Genomic DNA, 23,991 nt, shown 5'->3' on the forward strand with positions numbered 1-23,991 from the left:
TTTGTTGATTACTATGCAGCTTCTTCAGCGGGCTCTTCTATAGCTTTCCCGTCTTCATCTACTACATCTTTTTCAATTTTTAGGTTTTCTATAATAAACTTCTGCCTTTCTGGCGTATTCTTGCCCATAAAGTAACCTAAAATTTTTGACACAGAAGATTCTTTTTCAAGAATAACAGGATCTAATCGAATGTCTTCTCCAATAAATTCTTCGAACTCGTTGGGAGAAATCTCTCCAAGTCCTTTGAAACGAGTAATTTCCGGTTTTCCACCCAAATCTTTAATGGCATTCTGACGCTCTTCATCAGAGTAGCAATAAATTGTTCTTTTCTTATTTCTTACCCTAAATAGTGGGGTTTGAAGAATAAACAAGTGTCCTTCTCGTACAATATCCGGGAAAAACTGGAGAAAGAATGTTAGCAATAAAAGACGAATGTGTGAGCCATCTACATCGGCATCAGTGGCGATTACCACCTGATTATAGCGAAGCCCTTCCATTCCTGCTTCAATATCAAGAGCATGTTGAAGTAAATTGAACTCTTCATTTTCATAAACTACTTTCTTTGACAGCCCAAAGCAGTTCAATGGCTTACCTCTTAAGCTAAAAACGGCCTGTGTTTCCGGATTACGGGCTTTGGTTATTGAGCCGGAGGCAGAATCACCTTCAGTAATAAAGAGAGTTGTATCTAATCGCCCCTCAAACTTCTGATCTGTTAGATGATACTTGCAATCTCTCAGCTTCTTATTGTGAAGGTTGGCTTTTTTAGCTCTTTCATTGGCTAATTTCTTTACACCAGCCAGCTCTTTCCTTTCTCTTTCAGACTGTTCTATTCTTTTTTTCAAAGCATCCTTAGTCTCAGGATTCATATGGAGGTAATTATCCAAATGTTCTTTGATAAAGTCGTTGATAAATGACCTTACAGTCTGAGAGTTTTCGTCTGGTGCAATATTGACCGAACCAAGCTTAGTTTTTGTTTGGGATTCAAAAACAGGTTCCTGCACACGAATGGCAATAGCACCTGTTACTGATGCTCGCACATCCTCGGCAGCATAATCTTTACCGAAGTGATCTCTCACTGTTTTTACAATTGCCTCTTTGAATGCTGACAGGTGTGTCCCACCCTGAGTTGTATTTTGTCCATTGACAAATGAAAAATACTCTTCACCATATTGATTGCCATGCGTCATGGCCAATTCTATGTCCTCTCCTTTTAGATGAATGATGGGGTAACGAATAGTCTCCTCATCCGTTTTTCTTGACAGCAAGTCTAGTAAACCATCTTTTGAGAAGTATTTTTTACGGTTAAAATTGATCGTCAAACCGGAATTTAGATAACAGTAATTCCAGATAAGATTCTCAACATATTGAGGAATATAATGATACTTCTTGAACACCGTATTGTCTGGCACAAACTCAATTAGAGTTCCGTTCTTCTCAGTGGTGTCTTCATCTTTTTTCGATTGGTTGGTTACCTCTCCTTTTTCAAACTCAGCCCATGCAGACTTACCTTCTCTGAATGCTTGTACTTTAAAGTAAGTTGAAAGAGCGTTTACCGCTTTTGTACCTACACCATTCAGACCTACAGACTTCTGAAAGGCCTTACTATCATACTTGGCACCCGTATTTATCTTAGATACCACATCGACTACCTTTCCCAGTGGAATCCCTCTACCAAAGTCACGTACTTTAACTCTACCGTCATCGGCGATAGTAATATTGATGTTTTTTCCATGCCCCATGGCAAACTCATCTATACTATTATCGACGACTTCTTTCAGCAATACGTAAATACCGTCATCAGCTGAGGCACCATCGCCTAGCTTTCCGATATACATACCTGGTCTTAATCTAATGTGTTCTTTCCAGTCTAGTGACCGGATACTGTCTTCGTTATATTGAGGCTCACTCATTGTTCATTCAAAAGGTTTAGGATCTTAGCAGTACAGTCTGATTTTGTAAAAATATTTAAAATGAAGAGCAATTTCTCAAAACCGAAAATGTTCTGTTATTTTGCACGCAAATAGTACTAAAACAAAGCCTAAACAGGTTTAAAGTTTATATAAAAGTCTTTCTATGAAACTGTCCAAAGTTAGGAATTCAGTTCGACTCCCGAAAGTTCTAATTGCCTTATTGATCTGCACTTTTTCCACAATTTCTGTCTTAGCTCAGCTACCCGCTGGTTACCCGCAGAATTTCCCTCAAGGTACAATACCAGGATATCCTAATGGTATACCGACGCAAAATACTCCAACAACAACCCCGGGTATGATCCCTGCTGGTGATGGGGCTCGTACGGTAGAAACAACAGAAATAGAGGAACTGGAAATGACTCATGAGGACTCTGTAAGAGTGGCTCTGGAGGAGCAGGAAACAGAAGACCTTGAACTAGAAGAATTAAGAAGAAAAATCTTTGGCTACAAGCTATTTAACGGCAGAACATTCGACCCTAACTCTGTTTTAAACATTCCTACCCCTAACAACTACGTTTTGGGAGCCAATGACCATGTCATAGTTGACATTTATGGTTCCTACACGCAGTCTCAGCAAGAAGTAATTGTAGACGCCGACGGATACATTACATTGAATCGAGCAGGGGCAATTAAAGTGGGTGGTCTGCCTTTTGAAGAGGCCAAAAACAATATTAAGAACGCTTTGGCCAAAACCACTTACGGTTTCTCAAATGGCTCTACTAAAATGAGAGTAAGCCTGGGAGACGTAAGAAGTATTAAGGTAAATATCACTGGTGAGGTGATTGCCCCTGGTACTTACACAATGAGCTCACTCAATACCATTTTGAATGCCTTATATAGAGCAGGTGGACCGAGTGAAGTAGGTTCATTTAGAGAAGTAAGACTTGTCAGAGACAATGCAGTAATCGCCACGCTAGATCTTTATGATGTTTTGGTCAAAGGCTTTTCCAATGAGAATCGCCTTCTAATGGATCAGGATGTGATTCAGGTTCCCCCTTTCAAAAACAGAGTTGCAATATCAGGTCAAATGAAACGTAAAGGTTTTTTTGAAACGAAAGACGGCGAAAAGCTTTCAGACCTAATTGCTTATGGAGGAGGCTTCTCTCCGAAAGCGTATACCCACCGTGTTAAGATTTATCGTAACACACCTCGTGAAAAAGAGATATTGGACGTGGTGAGTAATGACTTTGAAGCCTTCATTATCAAAAGCGGCGACTCTTTAACTGTTGCTGAAGTCATTGATAGATATACCAACCTTGTTTCGCTTGAAGGTGCAGTATACAGACCTGGTGAATATTCTGTGAACAGCAATCAGACATTAAAGTCTTTAATCCAAAACGCTGAAGGATTACTCCCTGATGCTTTGATAGGTAGAGTCTCAATTATTAGAACTAATGATGACCTGACCACCTCAAATATCTCTGTAAACTACCGTGATATTCTCAATGGGGAAGCTGAGGATGTAGAACTCAAAAGAGAAGACATAGTGATGGTACCTTCTAAGTTTGATCTCTACGAAGAGTCATTCATTCGTATTTCAGGAGCTATCAATAATGAGGATGCCGAAGAGGGAGTTGAGATACCTTTTGCACGTAATATGACCTTGGAAGACGTCCTAGCTCGTGTAGGGGGGCTTACAGAAGCTGCCAGCCTTACCAGAGTAGAGATTGTTAGAAGAAAGAAAAACGTGGATGTTTCAAAGGCAAATGCTCAAATCTCAGAAATTATCAACTTGATGGTTTCTCCGGATCTTGAGGTAGTTAGCGGAAGAAGCAATGTAACCCTAGAACCCTACGATGAAATTTTTGTAAGAAGGTCTCCAAACTATGAAGAACAGAAGTTCGTGGAGCTTCAGGGAGAAGTGTTCTACCCTGCTAAATATGGTATTGAGAGTAAAGAGGAAAGAATAAGTGATGTTCTTAAAAGAGCTGGTGGAATTACACTTCAGGCTTACATTCCGGGTGCTACATTGATTAGAACCATAGAATTAAGCGAAGTAGAGCTTGAACAAAGACGACAGGCTTATGAAGACCTTGCAGGAGCAGCTGATGATAGTCAGGTCTTGGAACTTGAAGAAGTGGAGGAAACTATTGAGGAATCCATTGGTATAGATTTAGCGAAAATCCTTAGAAGACCAGGATCTGATGAAGATCTTATCTTGAGAGACGGTGATATCATTAGAATTCCTCAAGCCTTAGAAACAGTTAGAGTTCAGGGTGAGGTATTGTATCCTACCAGTGTGAAATTTTCAAGTAAAAACAACTTTACAGATTATATCACAGGTGCCGGAGGATTTACTAAACAATCTTTCAAACGTAAATCATACGTGAGATACCCGAACGGTTCAATTGACCGAACCCGTAAATTCCTCGTGTTCAATATTTATCCAAAAGTTCAACCTGGTTCTGAAATCATTATTCCTCAGAAAGCTCAAAATGGAGCTGAACAACTTACTGCCTTTGGAAATATTTTAGGAACTCTTAGTGCTACATTGGGTACAGTATTCACTATCTACAGTTTGGTGAGATTGAATACTCCTGCCGCAGATTAATTAGAAAATTAAGTAAGAAAGTTATCCTATTTAATGGAAACGAAAAGTAAAATAGACTCACAGATTTCTACCAAAGAGCTTTTAACTAAAGTCTTTAGTATTTTCAGACTTCTTTTTAGAAAATGGAAAGTATGGACGGCTGCTTTGTTAATTGGAGCATGTTTGGGTCTAGTGAATGACATATTAGTTGAGGAAGAATTCAACTATAGAAGTGTAATTATTTTCAACCTTGAATTAGGCGGCAGCTCACAATCAAGTCAGCTTGGAGGGTTAGCAAGTTCACTAGGTTTAATGGGCAATTCCGGAGGATCAAGTGGAGAACTCTTCTCTAGTCAGAACTTTCCTACTATCGTGAGGTCTAGAGCAGTCATTGAAAGAGCTTTGATGAAAGAAGTTGAAGTAGATGGAGATACGCTTCTTATGATCAATTATGTGGCGGATAGCAGTGATATTTCTGAAAAAGAATGGGGAGGAGATTTATTTCACAAACCTTTTACAGCAGCTATCGATTACACCTTTGAGAAAAAAGATCCAAGAGACTTTACAGTTCTTGAAAACCAGATCATTAATACCATCTACGAAAAGCTGAGAGAGAACACTCTTCTTGATGTAGCCAAAGGAACAAACAGTATCATGGTTTTGCAGTCGCTTCTTTCAAACGAAAAACTGACTAAAAAGTGGGTAGAAACTGTTCTGGAAACCACTCAGGAGTTTTACGTAGAGATGAAGACAAAGAAGACAAGAGAGCTCCTAGAGATTCAAGAAAAAAGGTTAAAAAAACTCGAATCTGATCTATTGTCTTCTGACAGTAGAACAGCCCAGCTAGCTCTTCAAAACCCTAATTTTATTGACCCAAGGGGTAGAATGCAGGAAACTCAGGCTAACAGAAAGTCAAACTTCCTGTCTAACCAGTATGTGGCTCAGCTGAACACTATCGAAAACCTGGAAAGACTTATTTTGGAACAAACTCCTATCTTTACAATTGTAGAAGAAACCAGACTACCTTTAGAAAAAGATTATGTTAGAGAAGGCCTAGATATTAAACTGACTAGTCTTGCGGCTCTTGTTCTAACTATAGTAGCACTTATTGTGATTGACAGCTACAAGTCAATCATGAAGTCTTAAAGCCTTGTGAATTGAAAAGCGAAAAAGTAAGAGTAATTACATCTAAACCATCTTTCATTGACTACTGGAAAGAGGTTTTTGACTACAGAGAACTCTTTTGGATTCTAGCCAAAAGAGATATAATGGTAAGGTATAAACAAACCATCTTTGGGGTTTTATGGAGTATCTTACGTCCATTAATCTCCTCTTTGGTTTATGTATTTGGGGTCAACAAAATCGGAAATTTGGGAGCCAATTCAGACATCCCATATATTCTTGTTATTCTACCTGGTACCATACTTTGGTTATTTTTCTCGCAGTCTTTGCTGAACATCAGTATGAGTATTGTAACCAACGGAAATATGGTGGCTAAGGTCTTCTTTCCCAGAATTATCATTCCTTTTAGTTCGTTTTTCTTGGGTTTGCTAGACTTCCTGATAGGTCTAGTGGTATTCTTTGGCTTTAGCTTTTACTACGGTCTTTTCCCTGAAATCAAGATAGTGTTTACTGTATTGTTTGTAGTCCTGGCTTATCTGGCGACCGCAGGTATCGGCTTATTCGCAGCAGTTTTGAATGTCAAATATCGAGATATAGGTCAATTAATTCCTTTTGTGTTAAGTTTTGGCTTGTTTATATCTCCGGTTCTGTATACTACAGACAAAGTACTAGGAAGCTGGACCTACAAACTATACGTTTTAAATCCGGCTGTAGGAGCCATAGATGGGTTAAGGTGGGCACTCCTTGGTGAACATGCTCAATTTAATTGGGACAGTTTTATTCCATTAGTGATTTTCTGTTTGATCAGCGTATTCTTTGCAATTCGCTTTTTCAGAAGACATGAAAACTCATTTGTAGATTATATTTAAGCTATGTCAGTAATTGAAATAAATAATGCCTCTAAGAGCTATGTCATCAAACATAAGCTGAATAAAGGGAATACTTTAAGAGACGACATAGTCAATTTCACCAACTCGGTTTTCGGAGGTAAAAAAGCATCTGAGAAAGAACTTTTCTGGGCCTTAAAAGACATCAATCTTAAGGTAGAACAAGGAGACCGCCTAGGTCTGATTGGTTCTAACGGTGCTGGGAAGTCTACACTTCTTAAACTTCTGAGCCGAATTACAGCTCCTACTAAGGGTGAGATTAAAATCAAGGGTAGAATGGCCAGCCTTCTGGAAGTAGGAACGGGTTTCCATCCGGAACTTACCGGAAGAGAGAACATCTACCTTAACGGATCCATCTTGGGAATGCGTAAGCATGAAATCAATGCTCAGTTTGACAATATTGTAGAGTTTGCTGGCATTCAGAAGTTTCTAGACACACCTGTTAAGCGTTATTCCAGTGGAATGTACGTACGTCTTGGTTTCGCTATTGCCGCTCACCTGGAGCCAGAAATCCTGATTGTAGATGAAGTACTTGCAGTAGGAGATGCAGATTTCCAGAAGAAAAGTATCGGTAAGATGCGAGATGTTTCTAAATCTGGTCGTACCATACTCTTTGTGAGTCATAACCTCACCGCCGTGGAAAGCCTTTGTAATAAAGGTGCCTTCTTAAATAAAGGTGAACTAATTGATCATGGCCCGATTAAGAATGTCATCAATAACTATATTCAAAAGGTATCAAGCTTCAGAATTAAACAGGAATGGAGCGAAATATCGGATGCACCGGGGGAGAATGGAATATATGCCAAAAGAGTAGAATTAAAGTCTTCAGAAGGCCTGGAAAGTGGTATTCAATTGACGACCAAAATTCCTCTAACCATTGAATATGAATTTTGGAACGATCTGGAAGGAGCAAGCTTAAATCTTAGTGTATTCCTTTACTCAATGACCGGAGAATGTATTTTCAATATGGCAAACGAAGGTCAGGTTTTCGAAAAAGGAATTGTATCCTCAGAGTTTAAAATACCAGGCGACTTCTTGAATGATGGTTCTTATTTCATTTCGTTAATGGTGGTTCAGGACGGTATAAAGCCACTTTTTGTTTTCGATGAAGCCTTACAATTTGATATTCAGGATTTCAGAGAAAATTCAGAATACCTAGGAAAATGGCCGGGAGCCATCAGACCGATGCACCTCAAAGTAAAGACCTGGCAAAAAGAGTTGGCTGAATAATGACGAATTAGGTAGCAATACGTAATTTTAAAATTCAATATTAAGCCCTTCATCTGTGAGCATATTTGTCACAAAATCCTTTTTACCTCCTAAAGTAGAATACCAAAAATACCTCGATGAGGTTTGGGAATCACATTGGTTAACCAATAATGGTCCAATTCTTCAAAAACTTGAAGCTAAGCTCAAAGATTTTCTTGACTACGAGAACTTTCTTTATGTGAGTAATGGAACAATTGCTCTGCAATTGGCCATAAAGGCCTTAGAACTGGATGGTGAAATTATTACTACACCGTACTCTTATTGTGCTACAACAACCTCAATTCTCTGGGAAAACTGTAAACCAGTGTTCGCAGATATCAATGAACATGATCTCAATATAAATCCGGAATTAGTCGAAGGAAAAATTACCGAAAAGACCCAAGCCATTATGGCTACTCATGTCTATGGTAATCCTTGTGATGTTCAAAGTCTGGAAAAAATTGGTCAGAAATGTAATATACCAGTCATTTACGATGCAGCTCATGCTTTTGGAGCTAGCCTTAACGGAAAATCCTTGTTGGCCTACGGTGACGTTTCTACTTGTAGTTTTCACGCTACCAAGGTATTTCATACTGTAGAAGGTGGTTCTATCATGTGTCGGAATAAAGAACTTTTTGAGAAATTAAAACTCTACAGAAGTTTTGGTCATGTAAATGATGACTATTTCACACAAGGAATCAATGGCAAAAACTCTGAATTTCACTCTGCCATGGGTTTGGCAAACTTGCCTTATTTAGAACAAAATATTGCCAAAAGAAAAGTTGTTTCTGAGCGATATGATCAGCTATTGAACTTCAATAAGCTCTTTAAGCCTTACTCCAAAGAGTCAGGTTTTGAGTACAATTACGCATATTACCCTGTTGTTTTTGAATCTGATGAGGTCACAATAAGGGTGATTGAAAACCTCAAAAAGAATCAGATATTCCCTAGAAGGTATTTTTATCCTTCGCTGAATAAGCTGTCTTATGTCAATAGTCAGGATGTTTGTCCTATTTCAGAATCTGTAGTAAACAGAGTGTTGAGTTTACCTCTGTATCCTGATTTGGCTATGGAAGATGTAGATAGAATCATTGAAATAATCAATCAAACCATTTAGTCATGTCGCAGCCGAATATTCTATTTATCAGCCATGACGCCAACAGAGCCGGAGCACAGCTCTTCCTTCTGAACATCATGAAGGATTTCAAAGAGAGGGGTTATGAGATGGAGCTTCTTTGTTTGACCAAATGGGGACCATTACTACCCGAATTTGAAAAGCTCTGTCCGGTTAACAGTATCCCTGAGTCTAATCAGGGCAGAATGTCCAAGATTTTCGGCAGCAACCCTGACGATGCCGTAAAAAGCTTTATTAGAGCACGTTACCTTCGTCTCGGCTTTGATTTTATTTACGCCAACACCATTGCCTCAGCTAACCTGGCTATCGCCGCTAAAAAGGCTTTGAGAATTCCATTGATCTCTCATATTCATGAACTTCAGTTCTCTTTAGACATGTACGCTAGGCCTGAAGATAAAACAGAGTTTCTTGAGTTGTCTGACGGTGTTATTGCTTGTTCTCAGGCTGTAGGAGACAACTTGATAGAGCATAATGCAGTTAATAACTCTAAAGTTAAGGTCATTCATTCGTTTGTAGATAATGATGATGTACTGCAAAGAGTGCAAAACTCCAACAGTGCTGACATTCTTAAGGAATTCAATATACCTTCAAACAAATACTTGGTAGGAGCCTGTGGCAACGCAGAATGGCGAAAAGGACTGGATATCTTCATCAATATAGCTCAGGAGGCCTCGATGGAGCTCAATGATGTTCACTTTGTATGGATAGGAACCAAGAAAGAAGGTGAGTATTATGATCAGATCATGTACGATGTCAGAAAAATGGGCATCGGCGACAACCTAACTTTTATCTCCCCTACCCCAAAGGCGGTGGAAATTATTAATTCGTTGGATACTTTTTTAGTTTCGAGTAGAGAAGATCCTTTCCCTTTGGTGATGCTAGAAGCAGCCCTGTGTGAAAAGCCAATTCTAGGTTTTCATAACTCCGGTGGTTGTTCTGAATTCGTAAAAGATGAAGCCGGCCTTCTTGCAAATTATATGCATGTAGGAGGTGTGGTAAAAAATCTGAAAACTTTTATCCAGCAACCTCAAATTGCCAAGTCCAAAGGAGAAAATGGTAAAAAACAGGTCTTAGACTTGTACAATTTTACCCAATCAAGCGAAAAGCTCAGAAACTACCTGGAACAATTCAACACCCTGAGTTAAACCCCTTCTTTTAGTAATCTGAAGCTTTTCCGGTGCCATTTGGTTACACCAAATTCTGCAATGGCCTTTCTATGTTTAATTGTGGGATAACCTGCATTATGCTCCCAACCATATTGAGGAAACTCAATAGAGTATTGTTCCATCAATAAATCGCGGTGTGTTTTTGCTAAGATACTTGCCGCAGCAATATTCTGATATTTCCCATCACCTTTTACCATACAAGTATGAGGGATTCCAAAGTATGGCTTAAACTTATTTCCGTCTACCAAAAGATGCTCAGGCTTTAATTTAAGCTGTTCTACGGCCTTGTGCATCGCTTTTATGCTTGCCCATAGAATGTTTATTTCATCGATTTCTTCCGGGGAGCAAATTCCTATGGCATATGCTTCGGCCTCCTCTTTAATGAGCTTTGCCAAACTTTCTCGAGCTTCCTTGTCCAGTTGTTTTGAATCGTTCAATAAAGGATTATCATAATCTGATGGTAGAATGACTGCTGCGGCTACCACGGGCCCGGCTAAACAACCTCTTCCGGCCTCATCGAGACCCGCCTCAATACAATCATTATTAAAACAGGGTAGCAACATTTTCTTAAAATTACGAATAGAGTGAAAAAACAAAAAAGCAGCCTCTTTATGAAGCTGCTTTCTTATTGATAAATATCTAATTGCTTAGATATTCAAATATGCAGGAGAAATCATAGAGACAGCTTTAGCTTCTAAGAAAGATTCGCCCATTAAATACTCATCTACTGCTCTGGCGGCTTCTCTACCTTCTGAAATAGCCCATACTACAAGAGATTGACCTCTTCTCATATCACCTGCAGCAAAGATTTTCTCATTGCTTGTCTGATATTTCGGAGCGTTGATATTTCCTCTTTGGTCATATTCAATTCCTAAATCATTCAGAAGTCCTTCATGCTGAGGATGTAAGAAACCAGCAGCAATCAATGCTAATTCACATGGTACTTCTTGCTCAGTACCTGGAATCTCTTTCATAGCCATTCTACCGTTATCTTTCACCCACTCAATTTCAACTAACTTCAGAGCCTTAAGATTTCCATTTTCGTCTCCAACAAACTCCTTCGTGTTGATACTCCAAGCTCTTTCACAGCCCTCTTCGTGAGAAGTACTGGTACGAAGCTGCATTGGCCACTGAGGCCATGGAGTGCTCTCAGCACGTTCCTTAGGAGGCATAGGCATAATCTCTATCTGATTGATGCTCTTAGCCTTATGACGGTTAGAAGTACCAACACAGTCAGAACCTGTGTCTCCTCCTCCTATCACCACCACATTTTTGTCTGTAGCGAATAGCTCACCATTTTGGTATGCAACGCCCTGATGATCTACTGATTGATCAACAGGCTTACCTTTAGAATCAGCAACTCTTTTGTTTTGTTGACTCAAGAATTCCATCGCGAAATGGACACCCTTCAACTCTCTTCCCGGAATATTCAGATCTCTTGGTACCGTAGACCCACCTGTTAATACCACAGCATCAAAGTCTCTTTCAAGCTGTGATGCTTTCACATCTACACCTACGGTTACACCAGTCTTGATAACGATACCTTCAGCTTTCATCACCTCGGCTCTTCTATCAATGATATCCTTATTTAACTTGAAATCAGGAATACCATAGCGAACAAGACCACCTATTTGATCTGCTCTCTCAAAAAGAGTTACTGTATGACCTGCTTTATTAAGTTGGTCAGCTGCAGCCATACCGGCAGGGCCGGAACCCACTACAGCCACTTTCTTACCAGTTCTATTAGCAGGAGGTTGAGGAACTACCCATCCTTCTTCAAAAGCCTTTTCTATAATTGACTTTTCAATGTACTCAATAGCTACCGGAGGTTTGTTGATCCCTAATACACATGATGCCTCACATGGAGCAGGACAAATTCTACCTGTGAACTCAGGGAAGTTATTGGTACTGGAAAGAAGCTCATAAGCTAACTTCCAGTTTTCATCATAAACGGCATCATTAAACTCAGGAATGATATTTCCTAATGGACAGCCACTATGACAAAACGGAATACCGCAGTCCATACAGCGAGCAGCCTGCTCTTTAGTTTGCTGCTTATCATAGGTAACATCTACCTCGTTATAATCTTGCTTTCTCTCTTCTATAGCTCTCTTTTGAGATGCTTGTCTTTCGTATTCTAAGAAACCGGTTGGTTTTCCCATTTTAAATTCTGTTGTACTGTTAAACTAGATTTCCTTATGCAGCTACCAGGTTAGCCTTTTCTTTTCTTTCCTGAAGAACACGCTTATAATCACGCGGATATACTTTGACAAACTTCTTAGAAGTTTCTGCCCAGTTATCAAGAATCGCCTTGGCTACGGTACTTCCTGTAGCATTCAGATGCTTTGTGATCATACCACGTAGCATGTCATCATCATCTGCATCGATCTCCTCGAGATCCACAAGTTCTTTGTTACACTTATCAGAGAAGGTACCATTTTCATCGAATACGTAAGCCAGACCTCCACTCATACCAGCTGCAAAGTTTCGTCCGGTTTCACCTAAGATAATTACTGTACCACCTGTCATGTATTCACAGCCGTGATCTCCAATACCCTCTACTACTACTCTGGCTCCTGAGTTTCTTACACAGAATCGCTCACCAGCTAAACCTCTAATGAAGGCCTCACCTGAAGTGGCACCATAGAAGGAAACATTACCAACAGCCATGTTTTCCTCTGCCTTAAATTTGGCTTCTCTGTCAGGATAAACAATCAATTCAGCTCCACAAAGGCCCTTACCGAAGTAATCATTAGCATCACCTTCAAGTTCAAACTTCAAGCCTTTGGTAGCAAAAGCCCCAAATGACTGTCCGGCAGTTCCTCTGAAACGGTAACTGATAGTTCCTGCTGGTAATCCATCACCTTTGTATTTCTTAGAAACCATGTTTGAAAGCATTGCTCCAATAGTTCTGTCAAGGTTATTGACTTTGTATTCTGCTTCTACTTTCTCTCCATTCTCAAGTGCAGGTTTTGCATCCTTAATCATTTGTCTATCCAGAACCAGCTGTATACCATGATCTTGCTCTTCTTGTTTATACTGAGCTACATCAAGAGTCGTTGGTTCTTTGTAAAGGATTTTTGACAAATCAAGCTCTTTATATTTCCAATGCTTAATATCAGTTCTCTTCTCAAGAAGTTGAACCTGACCCACCATTTCATCAATAGTTCTGAAGCCAAGCTCTGCCATGATCTCACGCATCTCCATAGCCAGGTACGTAAACATATTTACCACATGCTCAGGCTTACCACTAAATAAAGCTCTTAGCTCTTTTCTTTGCGTAGCAATACCCACAGGGCAAGTATTCATGTGACACTTACGCATCATGATACACCCTGCCGCTACTAAAGCTGCCGTAGCCACACCATATTCTTCAGCACCAAGAAGAGTAGCGATCACAAGGTCTCTACCTGTTCTCATCTGACCATCGGCCTGAACTACGATTCTACCACGTAACTTGTTTTTTACCAATGTCTGGTGTGTCTCAGCAAGACCAAGCTCCCATGGAAGACCGGCATGTCTGATTGATGATAAAGGAGAAGCCCCTGTTCCACCATCATAACCAGCAATCAAGACCACGTCTGAGTGAGCTTTTGCAACACCGGTAGCAATAGTACCTACTCCCGCTTCAGAAACAAGCTTTACAGATATTCTGGCTTCTTCATTCGCATTCTTAAGGTCATATATCAGCTGAGCTAAATCCTCAATGGAGTAGATATCATGGTGTGGAGGAGGCGAAATTAAGCCTACACCAGGCGTAGAGTGACGTACTCTACCGATCCAATCATCAACTTTATGACCAGGAAGCTGACCACCTTCTCCAGGCTTGGCACCCTGAGCCATTTTAATTTGAATTTCCTCAGCATTTGAAAGATAGTAGCTCGTTACACCGAATCTACCTGACGCCACCTGCTTGATTTTAGAAGAAAGATTATCTCCATTTTCATCAGGTGAGTATCTTATTTCATCTTCTCCACCTTCTCCTGAATTAGAGCTACCTCCAATTCTGTTCATGGCAATAGCCAAGGTGGTGTGAGCTTCCCAGGAGATGGAACCAAATGACATGGCACCTGTGGCAAACCTTTTGAAAATATTCTCAATTGGCTCAACCTCATCCAAAGGAATTGACTCAGACTCTTTGAAACGTAATAAACCTCTCAAAGTCAAGGCGTCTTTTGACTGATCGTCAATTAGTCTAGTATACTTTTTGAAAATTTTATATCCGGCTTCAAGGTCTTTCTCCCCTACCCTACATGCTTGCTGTAAATTATGGATGGTATCAGGGTTAAACATGTGTTTTTCACCACGTTGTTTCCACTGATAAACACCACCTACCTCAAGTCTCTGAACTGACTCAGCTTCTATCTGCGGGTAAGCTACACGGTGTCTGATTACCACTTCTTTGGCAATCTCATTGATACCTAAGCCACCAATTCTTGAAACAGTACCAGTGAAGTACTTATCAACGACTGACTTATCAAGTCCAAGACATTCAAAGATCTGTGCACCTTGGTATGACTGAAGTGTAGAAATTCCCATTTTAGAGAAAATCTTCAACAACTCTTTATCAGCCGCTTTGATGTAGTTCTTAAATACTTCATCAAGGGTAAATTCACCATCAATTCTGCTATCCTTGTGCATTTGAGTTAAGGTCTCAAAAGCCAGATAAGGACAAACCGCTGCGGCACCAAAGCCGATTAAAGTAGCGATGTGGTGGGTTTCCCAAACATCAGATGCTTCTACTACCAAACCAACGTCTCCACGAAGTCCTTTTCTGATCAGGTGATGGTGAACAGCTGCAGTTGCCAATAGTGATGGTATAGCTGCGTGATCTGAATCAACCGCTCTATCAGAAAGGATCAGAATTTCAAAACCATCCTGAATTGCGTCCTCAGCGTATTGACAAATTCTAGATAATGCAAAAGCCAGGGCTTTGCCCGGATCCTTTGCGTTTGCAAAGAAATACGTGTTTATGGTTTTTGCCTGGAAGCCTTCGGTATCTACAAAACGAAGTTTATCAAACTCCTTAGGAGTTAATACTGGTTGCTGCAGCTGTACCTGACGGCAATGCTGAGGTGACTCCGTGAGTATATTCTGGGCAGCCCCTACAAATGATATAAGAGACATGATAGAACGCTCACGAATAGAGTCAATCGGAGGGTTAGTTACCTGAGCAAATAATTGCTTGAAGTAAGAGGATAAATGTTGAGATTGACTCGATAGAATAGCTATCGGAGTATCTACCCCCATTGAACCAATCGCCTCTTTTCCTAGAGAAGCCATAGGTCCTAATATCATTCTTAAATCTTCTGATGTGAAGCCAGCGGTAATCTGACGCTTCAGAAGCTTTTCTTTGCTGTAATTGGTATAAGGTCTGATAGACTCAGGAAGGTTCTCAATATTGATCTTGTACTTGTCGATCCATTCCTGATATGGCTGGCGGCTACAGATGTCAGCTTTCAATTCCTCATCAGGAATGATACGGCCTTCTTCCATATCTACCACAAACATTCTACCTGGCTGCAGTCTACCTTTTGAAACTACGGTTGACTGATCTATGTCAAGTACCCCGGCTTCTGATGCCATTACCACAGTATCATCATCAAGCACCCAGTATCTAGATGGTCTTAATCCGTTTCTATCAAGGGTAGCACCAACAATCTTACCATCTGTAAACGAGATAGACGCCGGGCCGTCCCATGGCTCCATAATAGTAGCATGGTACTCATAGAAAGCTTTTCTAACAGGATCCATTTCCTCATTGCCATCCCATGCCTCAGGAACCAACATCATCATCACATGCGGCAAGGATCTACCTGACATGTACAGAAGCTCAATAGCGTTATCAAGCATCGCTGAATCTGAATTTCCTGCTTCACAGATTGGAAGGATCATATCCATTTCTTCTTCTGTAAAGAACTCTGAGAAGAAAGTACTCTCAGCTGCTCTGATCCAATTGACGTTACCTTTTACAGTATTGATCTCCCCATTATGAGCAATATATCTGAATGGCTGAGCCAATTTCCAGGCAGGGAATGTGTTTGTCGCGAAACGTGAGTGTACAATCGCGAAGGCAGAAACTACCTTTTCATCCTGTAGGTCCGGGAAATAATATTTTAGTTGGTCTGTTGTGAGCTGTCCTTTGTATGAAATTGTTCTACATGACAAACTAGACACATAGTAGTAGTCTTTTGCTCCTTTTACAGAGTCTTTAATCACACCAGAGGAATATTGACGGAAAACGTACAGTTTACGTTCAAAAGTCAGTTCATCTTCAATATCATCAGGTTTTTTGATGAAAAGCTGTTCTACCCAAGGTTCAACCTTAGAAGAACCATCACCAAGTGTATCGTTCAAAGTAGGCACCTTACGGTAACCAAGAATCTCAAGTTTTAACTCTTTCGCTATTCTTTTGATGATTTCTCTGGCTTCTTCTCTCACTTTTTGGTCAAACGGGAAGAAAATCTGCCCGACCCCATACTCTCCTGCACCAGGAATCTTAAAGCCGTTTTTTCGAGCTTCTGTCACAAAGAATTCGTGAGGAATCTGAAGTAAGAGTCCTGCACCGTCACCTGTATTTGGGTCACACCCACAGGCACCTCTGTGATCCATACGCTCGAGCATCTGAATAGCATCAGTAACTATGCTATGAGATTTACGACCTTTCAGATGAGCTCTAAATCCAATACCGCACGCATCGTGCTCGAACTCCGGTTGGTATAAACCTTTGTTTTCTTGAGTTTCGATCATTCCTTAAACTGTTATTTTTGATGTACTCCGGAGCCGGATAATCCGTAGCCTCAATGAGACAAAAGGAAGCAGTATAGACATTAATTCATATGATATACACTAGGCTCCGACTTGCAATATAATAACAAAAAAAGTGGACTTCGGTAGGCCAAATTCAATTTTATTGTCTTGACAAATAAAAAATTTCTATTGCAAAATTTCTCATTAGAATAGTACAATTAGAACGATCAAAACATAAAAAAAGGAGACATTCTGAGGCAGAACATCTCCTTTTCAATTGTGTTAATTCTTTATTTATTGGATAAATCCAAGACCAACGGTATTATTTGTCATCGGATCAATCAGAATAAAAGAACCGTTCAATGGGTTATCCTGATATTTGTCAGCGAAGATCTCTCCTGCCGTTTTCAGATTTACAAGCCCGATTTCGTTTAGTTGAATATCGTTTCTTTCTGATGACTCTTCCAAATGCTCTACATCTAATACAGATTCAATTGAAAGAACCTTTGCTTTCTGGTCATTAATACCATGTTGGAGTATATACGTCTTCCCTGCGGTCATTGGCGTACTATCCATCCAACAAATCTTAGCAGATAAGGCTTTAGTTCCTTCAGGTGCAGCACCTACTTTGGCAAGCATATTTCCACGACTGATATCAATATCATCCTCCAGAGTGATCGTTACAGAGTCACCTGCTGAAGCTGATTCAAGTTTGGTTTCAAACTTCTCTATCGTTTTAACAGAAGATATCTGTCTGCTCGGCAAAGCTATCACCTGATCACCAACCTGAAACTCTCCACTGGCTATTCTACCGGCATAACCTCTAAAGTCGTGGTATTCGGTAGTCTTAGGTCTGATGACATGCTGAACCGGTAATCTGGCAGCAAAATCATCTGCACCTACCTGTTGCTGTCTATTCTCAAGCTTCTCGAGTACCTCAAGCAAGGCTTCACCTTTGTACCAAGGCATTTTATCTGACTTGGTAGTGATGTTTTGTCCATAAAGAGAAGACAACGGAATAAAAGTCAATTGCTGACCTTCAAAACCTGATTTACCTACCGTATTCTCAAAGTCAGATTTGATTTCTTCAAATCGCTCCTGACTATAATCAACTAAGTCCATTTTATTGACCGCCACTATTACGTTTTCCATTCTCAATAAAGAACTGATGTAATAGTGTCTTTTTGTTTGCTCAGAAACACCATTTCTGGAATCAATCAGGATAATAGAAACTGAAGCATTACTGGCACCTGTAACCATGTTACGTGTGTACTCAAAATGACCAGGAGTATCAGCAATAATATACTTGCGATTTGGCGTATTGAAATAAATGTGGGCTACATCAATAGTAATGCCTTGTTCTCTTTCTGCTATTAGTCCATCGGTTAAAAGAGAAAGATCTGTAAAGTCTAAACCTTTTCTTTTTGAAGCAGTTTCCAGAGCTTCAATCTTGTCCTTGGTAATAGATTTTGTTTCGTACAACAAGCGACCAATCAAGGTACTTTTACCATCATCAACCGAACCTGCCGTAGCTATTTTTAAAATGTCCATGTTTTCTAAGAATTGAAAGAGGAGCGTAAAACTCTCTCTTTGAATGTTTTTGTAGTTTAGAAGTATCCTTGTTGTTTTCTTTTTTCCATTGCCGCCTCAGATCGCTTATCATCAATACGAGCTCCCCTTTCAGAGATTTCGGCACTTACGATTTCATCAATGATTTGATCAATATTATCAGCATCTGAACTTACAGCGGCTGTACATGTCATATCACCTACAGTTCTGAATCTAACAACAGCTTCATAAGGAACCTCATCTTCAGACTTATTGATAAAATCTGAATCTGACCAGATCATTCCATCACGGTCAAAAACCTTTCTGGTGTGGGCGTAATAAATAGAAGGAATCTCAATTTCTTCTTCTTTGATATAGTTCCACACATCAAGTTCAGTCCAGTTGGAGATAGGGAATACTCTTACATTCTCACCAATTTCAATACGACCGTTTAGCATATCAAACATTTCCGGTCTCTGCTTTTTAGCATCCCATTGACCAAAATCATCTCTTACACTAAAGATTCTTTCCTTTGCTCTCGCTTTTTCTTCATCTCTACGTGCACCGCCAATACAAGCGTCAAATTTATTGGCTTCAATATGGTCAAGAAGAGTTACAGTCTGAAGTGCATTTCTACTGGCATACTTACCAGTTTCTTCCTTTACTTTTCCTTCTTTAATTGATTGTTCTACAGAACCCACAATTAACTCAAGTCCTAGCTCTTCCACGAGTTTATCTCTAAACTCGATGGTCTCAGGAAAGTTATGACCAGTATCTACATGTAATAAAGGAAAAGGTATTTTTCCTGGATAAAAGGCCTTCTGAGCCAATCTAACCAAAGTAATAGAGTCTTTTCCACCAGAAAAAAGAATAGCCGGCTTTTCAAATTGAGCGGCTACTTCTCTCATGATATAAATGGCTTCGTCTTCCAATTGTCTCGGAAAACTTCTGTTCGATTCGTAATCAGTTTTGTTGTTCACTTCTGACACTTCTTCTTTTCTATGTTTAGTACAATTATTCTATCTATTTGACTGCGTGCAGTCCACATTCTTTCTTGGACTCTTCCCAGTACCATCTTCCAGCTCTTGGGTGTTCATCCTCCATGATTGCTCTGGTACATGGCTGGCATCCAATACTTACAAAACCTTTCTTGTGTAAGCTGTTTTGAGGTACTCTATTCTCTTTAAGATAAGCCTCCATTTGGTCAAAGCTCCAGTCAATCAAAGGATTAAACTTATGAACCTGATTTGCTTCGTCCCACTCCCACATAGGCATATCCTGCCTGTTATCACTTTGCTCTGCACGAAGACCGGTAATCCAAACGTCGGCATCTTTAAGAGCTCGTTTCAAAGGTACTATCTTTCTGATAAAACAGCACTCCTTACGGTTTTCTACAGATTCAAAAAAGCTATTATATCCTTTCTTATCTAGTAATTCTTCTACTTGCTCCTGATTGGGAAAATAAGTTTTAATATTCTTTTTATATCTGGAACGTGTCCTGTCCATGACCTCATAAGTCTCTTGAAAATGACGTCCGGTGTCAAGGGTAAACACCTGAATGTCATCAAGATCATTCCAGAATATGGCATGAGAAATCGCCTGATCTTCTTGACCAAAAGAACTGCTGAAAACAATGTTCTTGTGGTTTTCTACCACCCATTGTAAACGCTCTTCAAGGCTTTTATTTTCTAAATCTTTCGTCATCTGTCTAGAAAAATACAATTAATACATTCACTATACTCACCAAAATCACAACGATACCAACGGTAACCATAAGGATCTTTGGTGGTATAAATTTCACTAAATATGCTCCTAAAGGTGCGGCAAAAATACCACCTATGATCAATGCCGCGATATGCTGCCAGGCCTGAGTATCAACAAAAAGCATAAAAATACCTGTACTGAAAAAGGCGACAAAAAACTCGGCCGTGTTTACAGTCCCAATAGTTTCTTTAGCCGGATTCCCTTTGCTTAGTAATTTCGAAGTCACTAAGGGTCCCCAGCCACCTCCGCCAATGGCGTCAAAAAAACCTCCATATAAACCTAGAATACCAAGGTTCTTATTGGTAGGCACAGCTGGTCTTTGCCTAAAGGCTTTCAATAAAATCATGATTCCGAGAAAAACCAGATAAACAGAGATATAAGGCTTGATAACATCTCCATCAATTAACTCTGAAATAGCATACGCCCCAAGCATAGAGCCTACCACACCCGTAATCACAATTCTGAAGAACATTTGTTTATCTATGTTCCCAAGAAAAATATGAGATAAGCCAGAGACTCCGGCAGTAAAAACTTTAGCTGTATGAACACCAGCAGTGGCGTAGGCCGGCGGCACACCCACACTTAGCATCATAGAACTACATGTAGCTCCATAGGCCATTCCTAATGCCCCATCAATTAGCTGGGCCACAAATCCAACGAAAACGAAATAATAAAACAGAGGATCAAGCTCAAAGCTACCCGGAGTAAAGTCCACGTATACCCGATAGATCAGAACAGCTGCCAGCATCAATTTCATGACCACCATGATGATGGCAATACTTTTGAATTTTACAAGGCCGCTAAGCGAAAGTGCTAGTTTTTCCATTCTTAATGAACTATCACAATAATTTATTCTAATTGTACTTTTCTAATAAAACTGACCGTTGGATAACTCCTTTTGTCTTCAATTTAAAACCTGTCTAACTTGTGGTTAAACAACGAACTACTCTTAATCCACATTTAAGCTCTGCGAAGAATCTCGTGGAGCTTTTCTTTTTCTTCAGTATCAAAATTAGCCTGAAGTGCATGCACCACTTCGCCTATGACTATGACCGCTGGATTCGATAAACCATTTTCCTCTGCCATCATCACTAGCTCTCCTGCCTTTCCTTTTACCTTAATTTCATTTTCTGATGAGGCATTTTGAATAATGGCAGCAGGCGTATCCCCTTTGCCAGCAGAAATCATTTCCTGAGCAATTTCACTCAGCTTACTCATTCCCATCAGTATGACCAATGTAGCATTTGATCGGGCGGCATTCCGAATATCAGTACTCAAAGATTTATCTTTCTTATGACCGGTAATCACCCAGAAACCATCAGAACAATTTCTGTCTGTAAGTGGAATTCCACTCATACCTATGGCATTGATAGATGAAATTCCCGGTATGTAAGATGATGGAATATTATGCTTGGCTGCGTAATTAACTTCTTCTCCTCCTCTGCCAAAAATAAATGGATCTCCACCTTTTAATCTTACCACATGACCTTTCTCTAAGGCTTTTTCTAAAATCAGTTCATTGATCTGATCCTGCGATATACCTCTTTTGTGCCCTCGTTTACCTACATAAATTAACTCAGCCGCTTCAGAACAATGCTCCAGCAAGGCGTGGTTGGCCAAATGGTCGTATAGAACTACATCTGCAGACGCCAAAGCTTTGACAGCCTTCAGCGTTATCAGATCCGGATCGCCCGGACCAGCACCTACCAATGTTAGCTTAGCATTCATATTAAGCCGACTGAAGTTTAGACTCTTCTCTTAGTTTGATAGCCTTGCTCACAAAAGCTTCCGCCTGAGCCAAATAGGCTAATGCAAACTCTTTTGAAGGTTCGTTCTTTTTAATTTGAAGAATTTGCTCAGCAATTAAACCACCAAACTCCTGCGTGTAATGCTCATCAAACTCAGCGATAACCTTCATCTGAGTATTTGTTTTTACGTCTTTATCAAGCAATAAGGCTTTAGCAGTATTCACCTGAGCGGCATAGATATGATAGATACCATCTGCATACCTTTCCTCAGCAATAGCCTCCTTGGCATTATCAAGTTTTTCCTCACTTTCAAGGAATAAAACACCTACCAGATCTACAATTACAGAAGCACACTCTCCTATACCAATTTCTGTTTTGAATTGCTCATCTCTTCCCCAATCGATAAAATCAGTTTCCTGTAGATCATCTAAATCAGCCAATGGTTTTAGGATTTCGTAGAAATACATTTTCCCATTTCTATCGAAAAAGTCATTAAAGCTCTCTCCTGCTTCTTTATTTGCCTCAAAATCATTCAATAAGTAATTCAGAACCTCAGGGCCTCTTTTACTCGGCACTTTTATTACTTTTTCTGCTGCTCTACCTTCACCATTACCTAGTGCTCCCCCTCCTAGTAACACCTGCAATGCTGGCATTACTCGCTTATCTTTTGTTCTGATACTACTTCCGTGAAAACCAATCTGAGCCATACCATGCTGACCACAAGAGTTCATACAGCCAGAGATTTTGATACTGATCTCGTTGTTTTTCACTAATTGAGGGAAATTCGTTTCCAAAGTTTCCTCCAAAACTTTAGTCACACTTGTACTATCTGAAATAGCCAGGTTACATGTATCTGTACCAGGACAAGCCGTAATATTGAACACACTGTTGGCTCCATTACCTGCAAAACCAAATTCCTCTAAAACAGCATGAACGTAAGGCAAATTAGCCTCAGGAACATTTCTCAGGAACATACCCTGATTAATAGTTACCCTGATGTCATTCCCTATATACCCTTCCAAAGCTATAATCAGCTTTCTTGAAGTATCTGTACTTATATTACCTAGAGGAACTCTTACAAATACACCTTTAAGACCTTCTTGCTTTTGAGAAATTACGTTGGTATCTAACCAAGTTTGGTACTCTTGAGACTCAATGGCCTGTTGGTCACTGGTTTTGTAAGCAAACTCTACAGCATCAGAAACGCTGTTAATTTTTACCTTCTGGTTTTTCAATGAAGCCTTCTCAGCTTCTAATAGATTCATGAATTCTTCTAAGCCAATCTTGTTTAGAAGGAACTTCATACGAGCCTTGCTACGGCTGTTTCTTTCACCGTGACGGTCAAAGACTCTTAAAACAGACTCTGCAAATGGAATGATCTCATCCTCGTGTAAAAATTCGTAGGCTACATCTGCCATTCTTGGCTGAGCCCCTAAACCTCCACCGACAACAACTCTAAAACCTCTCTCTCCATCTTTTATTCTTGGGATAAAACCCATGTCATGCATAAAGGCCAGGCTGGTATCTTCGTCTGTGTTTGAGAAAGATACCTTGATTTTACGACCCATTTCCTGACAGATAGGGTTTCTAAGGAAATACTCAAAGAAGGCATGAGCATATGGTGTAACATCAAAAGCCTCATTTGCATCAACACCAGCTGTCACAGAAGCTGTTACATTTCTTACTGTGTTTCCGCAAGCTTCTCTAAGAGTTACATTGTCTTTCTCTAGCTCTGCCCATAACTGAGGAGTTCTGTCCAGGCTTACATAATGAATCTGAATATCCTGACGAGTAGTGAAGTGCAGGTTACCTGTAGAGTATTCATCGCAAACGTCACAAATTCTTTTCCACTGATCAAATGTCATTTTACCATATGGCAATTTGATTCTGATCATCTGTACACCTTGCTGACGCTGACCGTACACACCACGTGCCAGTCTAAGGCTTCTGAATTTCTCTTCGTCAATCTTCCCCGCCTTAAACTCACGAATCTTTCTTTCAAGCTCAATGATGTCCTTCTCTACGATGGGATTTTCTAATTCGGTTCTAAAACTCTGCATTTCCTATTTCCTTAAAATATGTATGACAACTACAAAGGTAGCAATAATCTACTAAGTTGGTAG

Annotated in this window: 16 protein-coding genes; 6 read left to right on the forward strand and 10 right to left on the reverse strand. The window is 40.0% G+C overall.

What is annotated here, in order from left to right; genetic code table 11:
• Nucleotides 1-11: 11 nt before the first annotated feature.
• Nucleotides 12-1,910, reverse strand: a complete 1,899-nt coding sequence (locus tag ACUXV0_RS04725; RefSeq protein WP_446191917.1) for a DNA topoisomerase IV subunit B — start codon at nucleotides 1,908-1,910, stop codon at nucleotides 12-14.
• Between the two features lie 163 nt (nucleotides 1,911-2,073).
• Here ACUXV0_RS04725 and ACUXV0_RS04730 point away from each other — a divergent pair, with 163 nt between their 5' ends.
• The 6 genes from ACUXV0_RS04730 to ACUXV0_RS04755 are packed head-to-tail and all read left to right on the forward strand — an operon-like array spanning nucleotide 2,074 to nucleotide 10,037.
• Entirely contained in the window at nucleotides 2,074-4,521 is a 2,448-nt protein-coding gene (locus ACUXV0_RS04730) for an SLBB domain-containing protein (protein WP_446191918.1), read from the forward strand.
• A 33-nt stretch (nucleotides 4,522-4,554) separates the two neighbouring features.
• Complete coding sequence (locus tag ACUXV0_RS04735) at nucleotides 4,555-5,646, forward strand: hypothetical protein (protein ID WP_446191919.1); 1,092 nt, start codon at nucleotides 4,555-4,557, stop codon at nucleotides 5,644-5,646.
• Nucleotides 5,647-5,657: 11 nt separating this feature from the next.
• Nucleotides 5,658-6,491, forward strand: a complete 834-nt coding sequence (locus tag ACUXV0_RS04740) for an ABC transporter permease (protein ID WP_446191920.1) — start codon at nucleotides 5,658-5,660, stop codon at nucleotides 6,489-6,491.
• Nucleotides 6,492-6,494: 3 nt separating this feature from the next.
• The gene (locus tag ACUXV0_RS04745; RefSeq protein ID WP_446191921.1) at nucleotides 6,495-7,739 is read left to right on the forward strand and encodes an ABC transporter ATP-binding protein; all 1,245 of its coding nucleotides are present in this window, start codon (nucleotides 6,495-6,497) and stop codon (nucleotides 7,737-7,739) included.
• Nucleotides 7,740-7,794: 55 nt separating this feature from the next.
• Nucleotides 7,795-8,874: a DegT/DnrJ/EryC1/StrS family aminotransferase gene (locus tag ACUXV0_RS04750; protein WP_446191922.1), complete on the forward strand. Its 1,080-nt coding sequence runs from the start codon at nucleotides 7,795-7,797 to the stop codon at nucleotides 8,872-8,874.
• Between the two features lie 2 nt (nucleotides 8,875-8,876).
• Nucleotides 8,877-10,037 (forward strand): glycosyltransferase family 4 protein, encoded by a 1,161-nt coding sequence (locus tag ACUXV0_RS04755; RefSeq protein ID WP_446191923.1) that lies wholly within the window; start codon nucleotides 8,877-8,879, stop codon nucleotides 10,035-10,037.
• Here the strand turns inward: ACUXV0_RS04755 and ACUXV0_RS04760 are convergent.
• From ACUXV0_RS04760 to ACUXV0_RS04800, 9 genes are all read right to left on the reverse strand, one after another.
• Nucleotides 10,034-10,621: a ribonuclease HII gene (locus tag ACUXV0_RS04760; RefSeq protein WP_446191924.1), complete on the reverse strand. Its 588-nt coding sequence runs from the start codon at nucleotides 10,619-10,621 to the stop codon at nucleotides 10,034-10,036. The two genes, ACUXV0_RS04755 and ACUXV0_RS04760, sit on opposite strands and share 4 nt — an antisense overlap.
• A gap of 84 nt (nucleotides 10,622-10,705) precedes the next feature.
• The gene (locus ACUXV0_RS04765) at nucleotides 10,706-12,220 is read right to left on the reverse strand and encodes a glutamate synthase subunit beta (protein ID WP_446191925.1); all 1,515 of its coding nucleotides are present in this window, start codon (nucleotides 12,218-12,220) and stop codon (nucleotides 10,706-10,708) included.
• 34 nt (nucleotides 12,221-12,254) lie between these two features.
• The gene (gltB, locus tag ACUXV0_RS04770; protein ID WP_446191926.1) at nucleotides 12,255-16,808 is read right to left on the reverse strand and encodes a glutamate synthase large subunit; all 4,554 of its coding nucleotides are present in this window, start codon (nucleotides 16,806-16,808) and stop codon (nucleotides 12,255-12,257) included.
• Nucleotides 16,809-17,102: 294 nt separating this feature from the next.
• The gene (locus ACUXV0_RS04775) at nucleotides 17,103-18,359 is read right to left on the reverse strand and encodes a sulfate adenylyltransferase subunit 1 (RefSeq protein WP_446191927.1); all 1,257 of its coding nucleotides are present in this window, start codon (nucleotides 18,357-18,359) and stop codon (nucleotides 17,103-17,105) included.
• A gap of 56 nt (nucleotides 18,360-18,415) precedes the next feature.
• Nucleotides 18,416-19,345, reverse strand: a complete 930-nt coding sequence (gene cysD, locus ACUXV0_RS04780) for a sulfate adenylyltransferase subunit CysD (RefSeq protein WP_446191928.1) — start codon at nucleotides 19,343-19,345, stop codon at nucleotides 18,416-18,418.
• A 34-nt stretch (nucleotides 19,346-19,379) separates the two neighbouring features.
• Nucleotides 19,380-20,060: a phosphoadenylyl-sulfate reductase gene (locus tag ACUXV0_RS04785; protein ID WP_446191929.1), complete on the reverse strand. Its 681-nt coding sequence runs from the start codon at nucleotides 20,058-20,060 to the stop codon at nucleotides 19,380-19,382.
• A gap of 4 nt (nucleotides 20,061-20,064) precedes the next feature.
• Entirely contained in the window at nucleotides 20,065-20,946 is an 882-nt protein-coding gene (locus tag ACUXV0_RS04790; RefSeq protein ID WP_446191930.1) for a sulfite exporter TauE/SafE family protein, read from the reverse strand.
• Nucleotides 20,947-21,080: 134 nt separating this feature from the next.
• The gene (gene cobA / locus ACUXV0_RS04795) at nucleotides 21,081-21,848 is read right to left on the reverse strand and encodes a uroporphyrinogen-III C-methyltransferase (RefSeq protein WP_446191931.1); all 768 of its coding nucleotides are present in this window, start codon (nucleotides 21,846-21,848) and stop codon (nucleotides 21,081-21,083) included.
• A 1-nt stretch (nucleotide 21,849) separates the two neighbouring features.
• Nucleotides 21,850-23,928 (reverse strand): nitrite reductase, encoded by a 2,079-nt coding sequence (locus ACUXV0_RS04800; protein ID WP_446191932.1) that lies wholly within the window; start codon nucleotides 23,926-23,928, stop codon nucleotides 21,850-21,852.
• Between the last annotated feature and the right edge of the window lie 63 nt (nucleotides 23,929-23,991).

This window comes from Jiulongibacter sp. NS-SX5, from assembly GCF_052828545.1.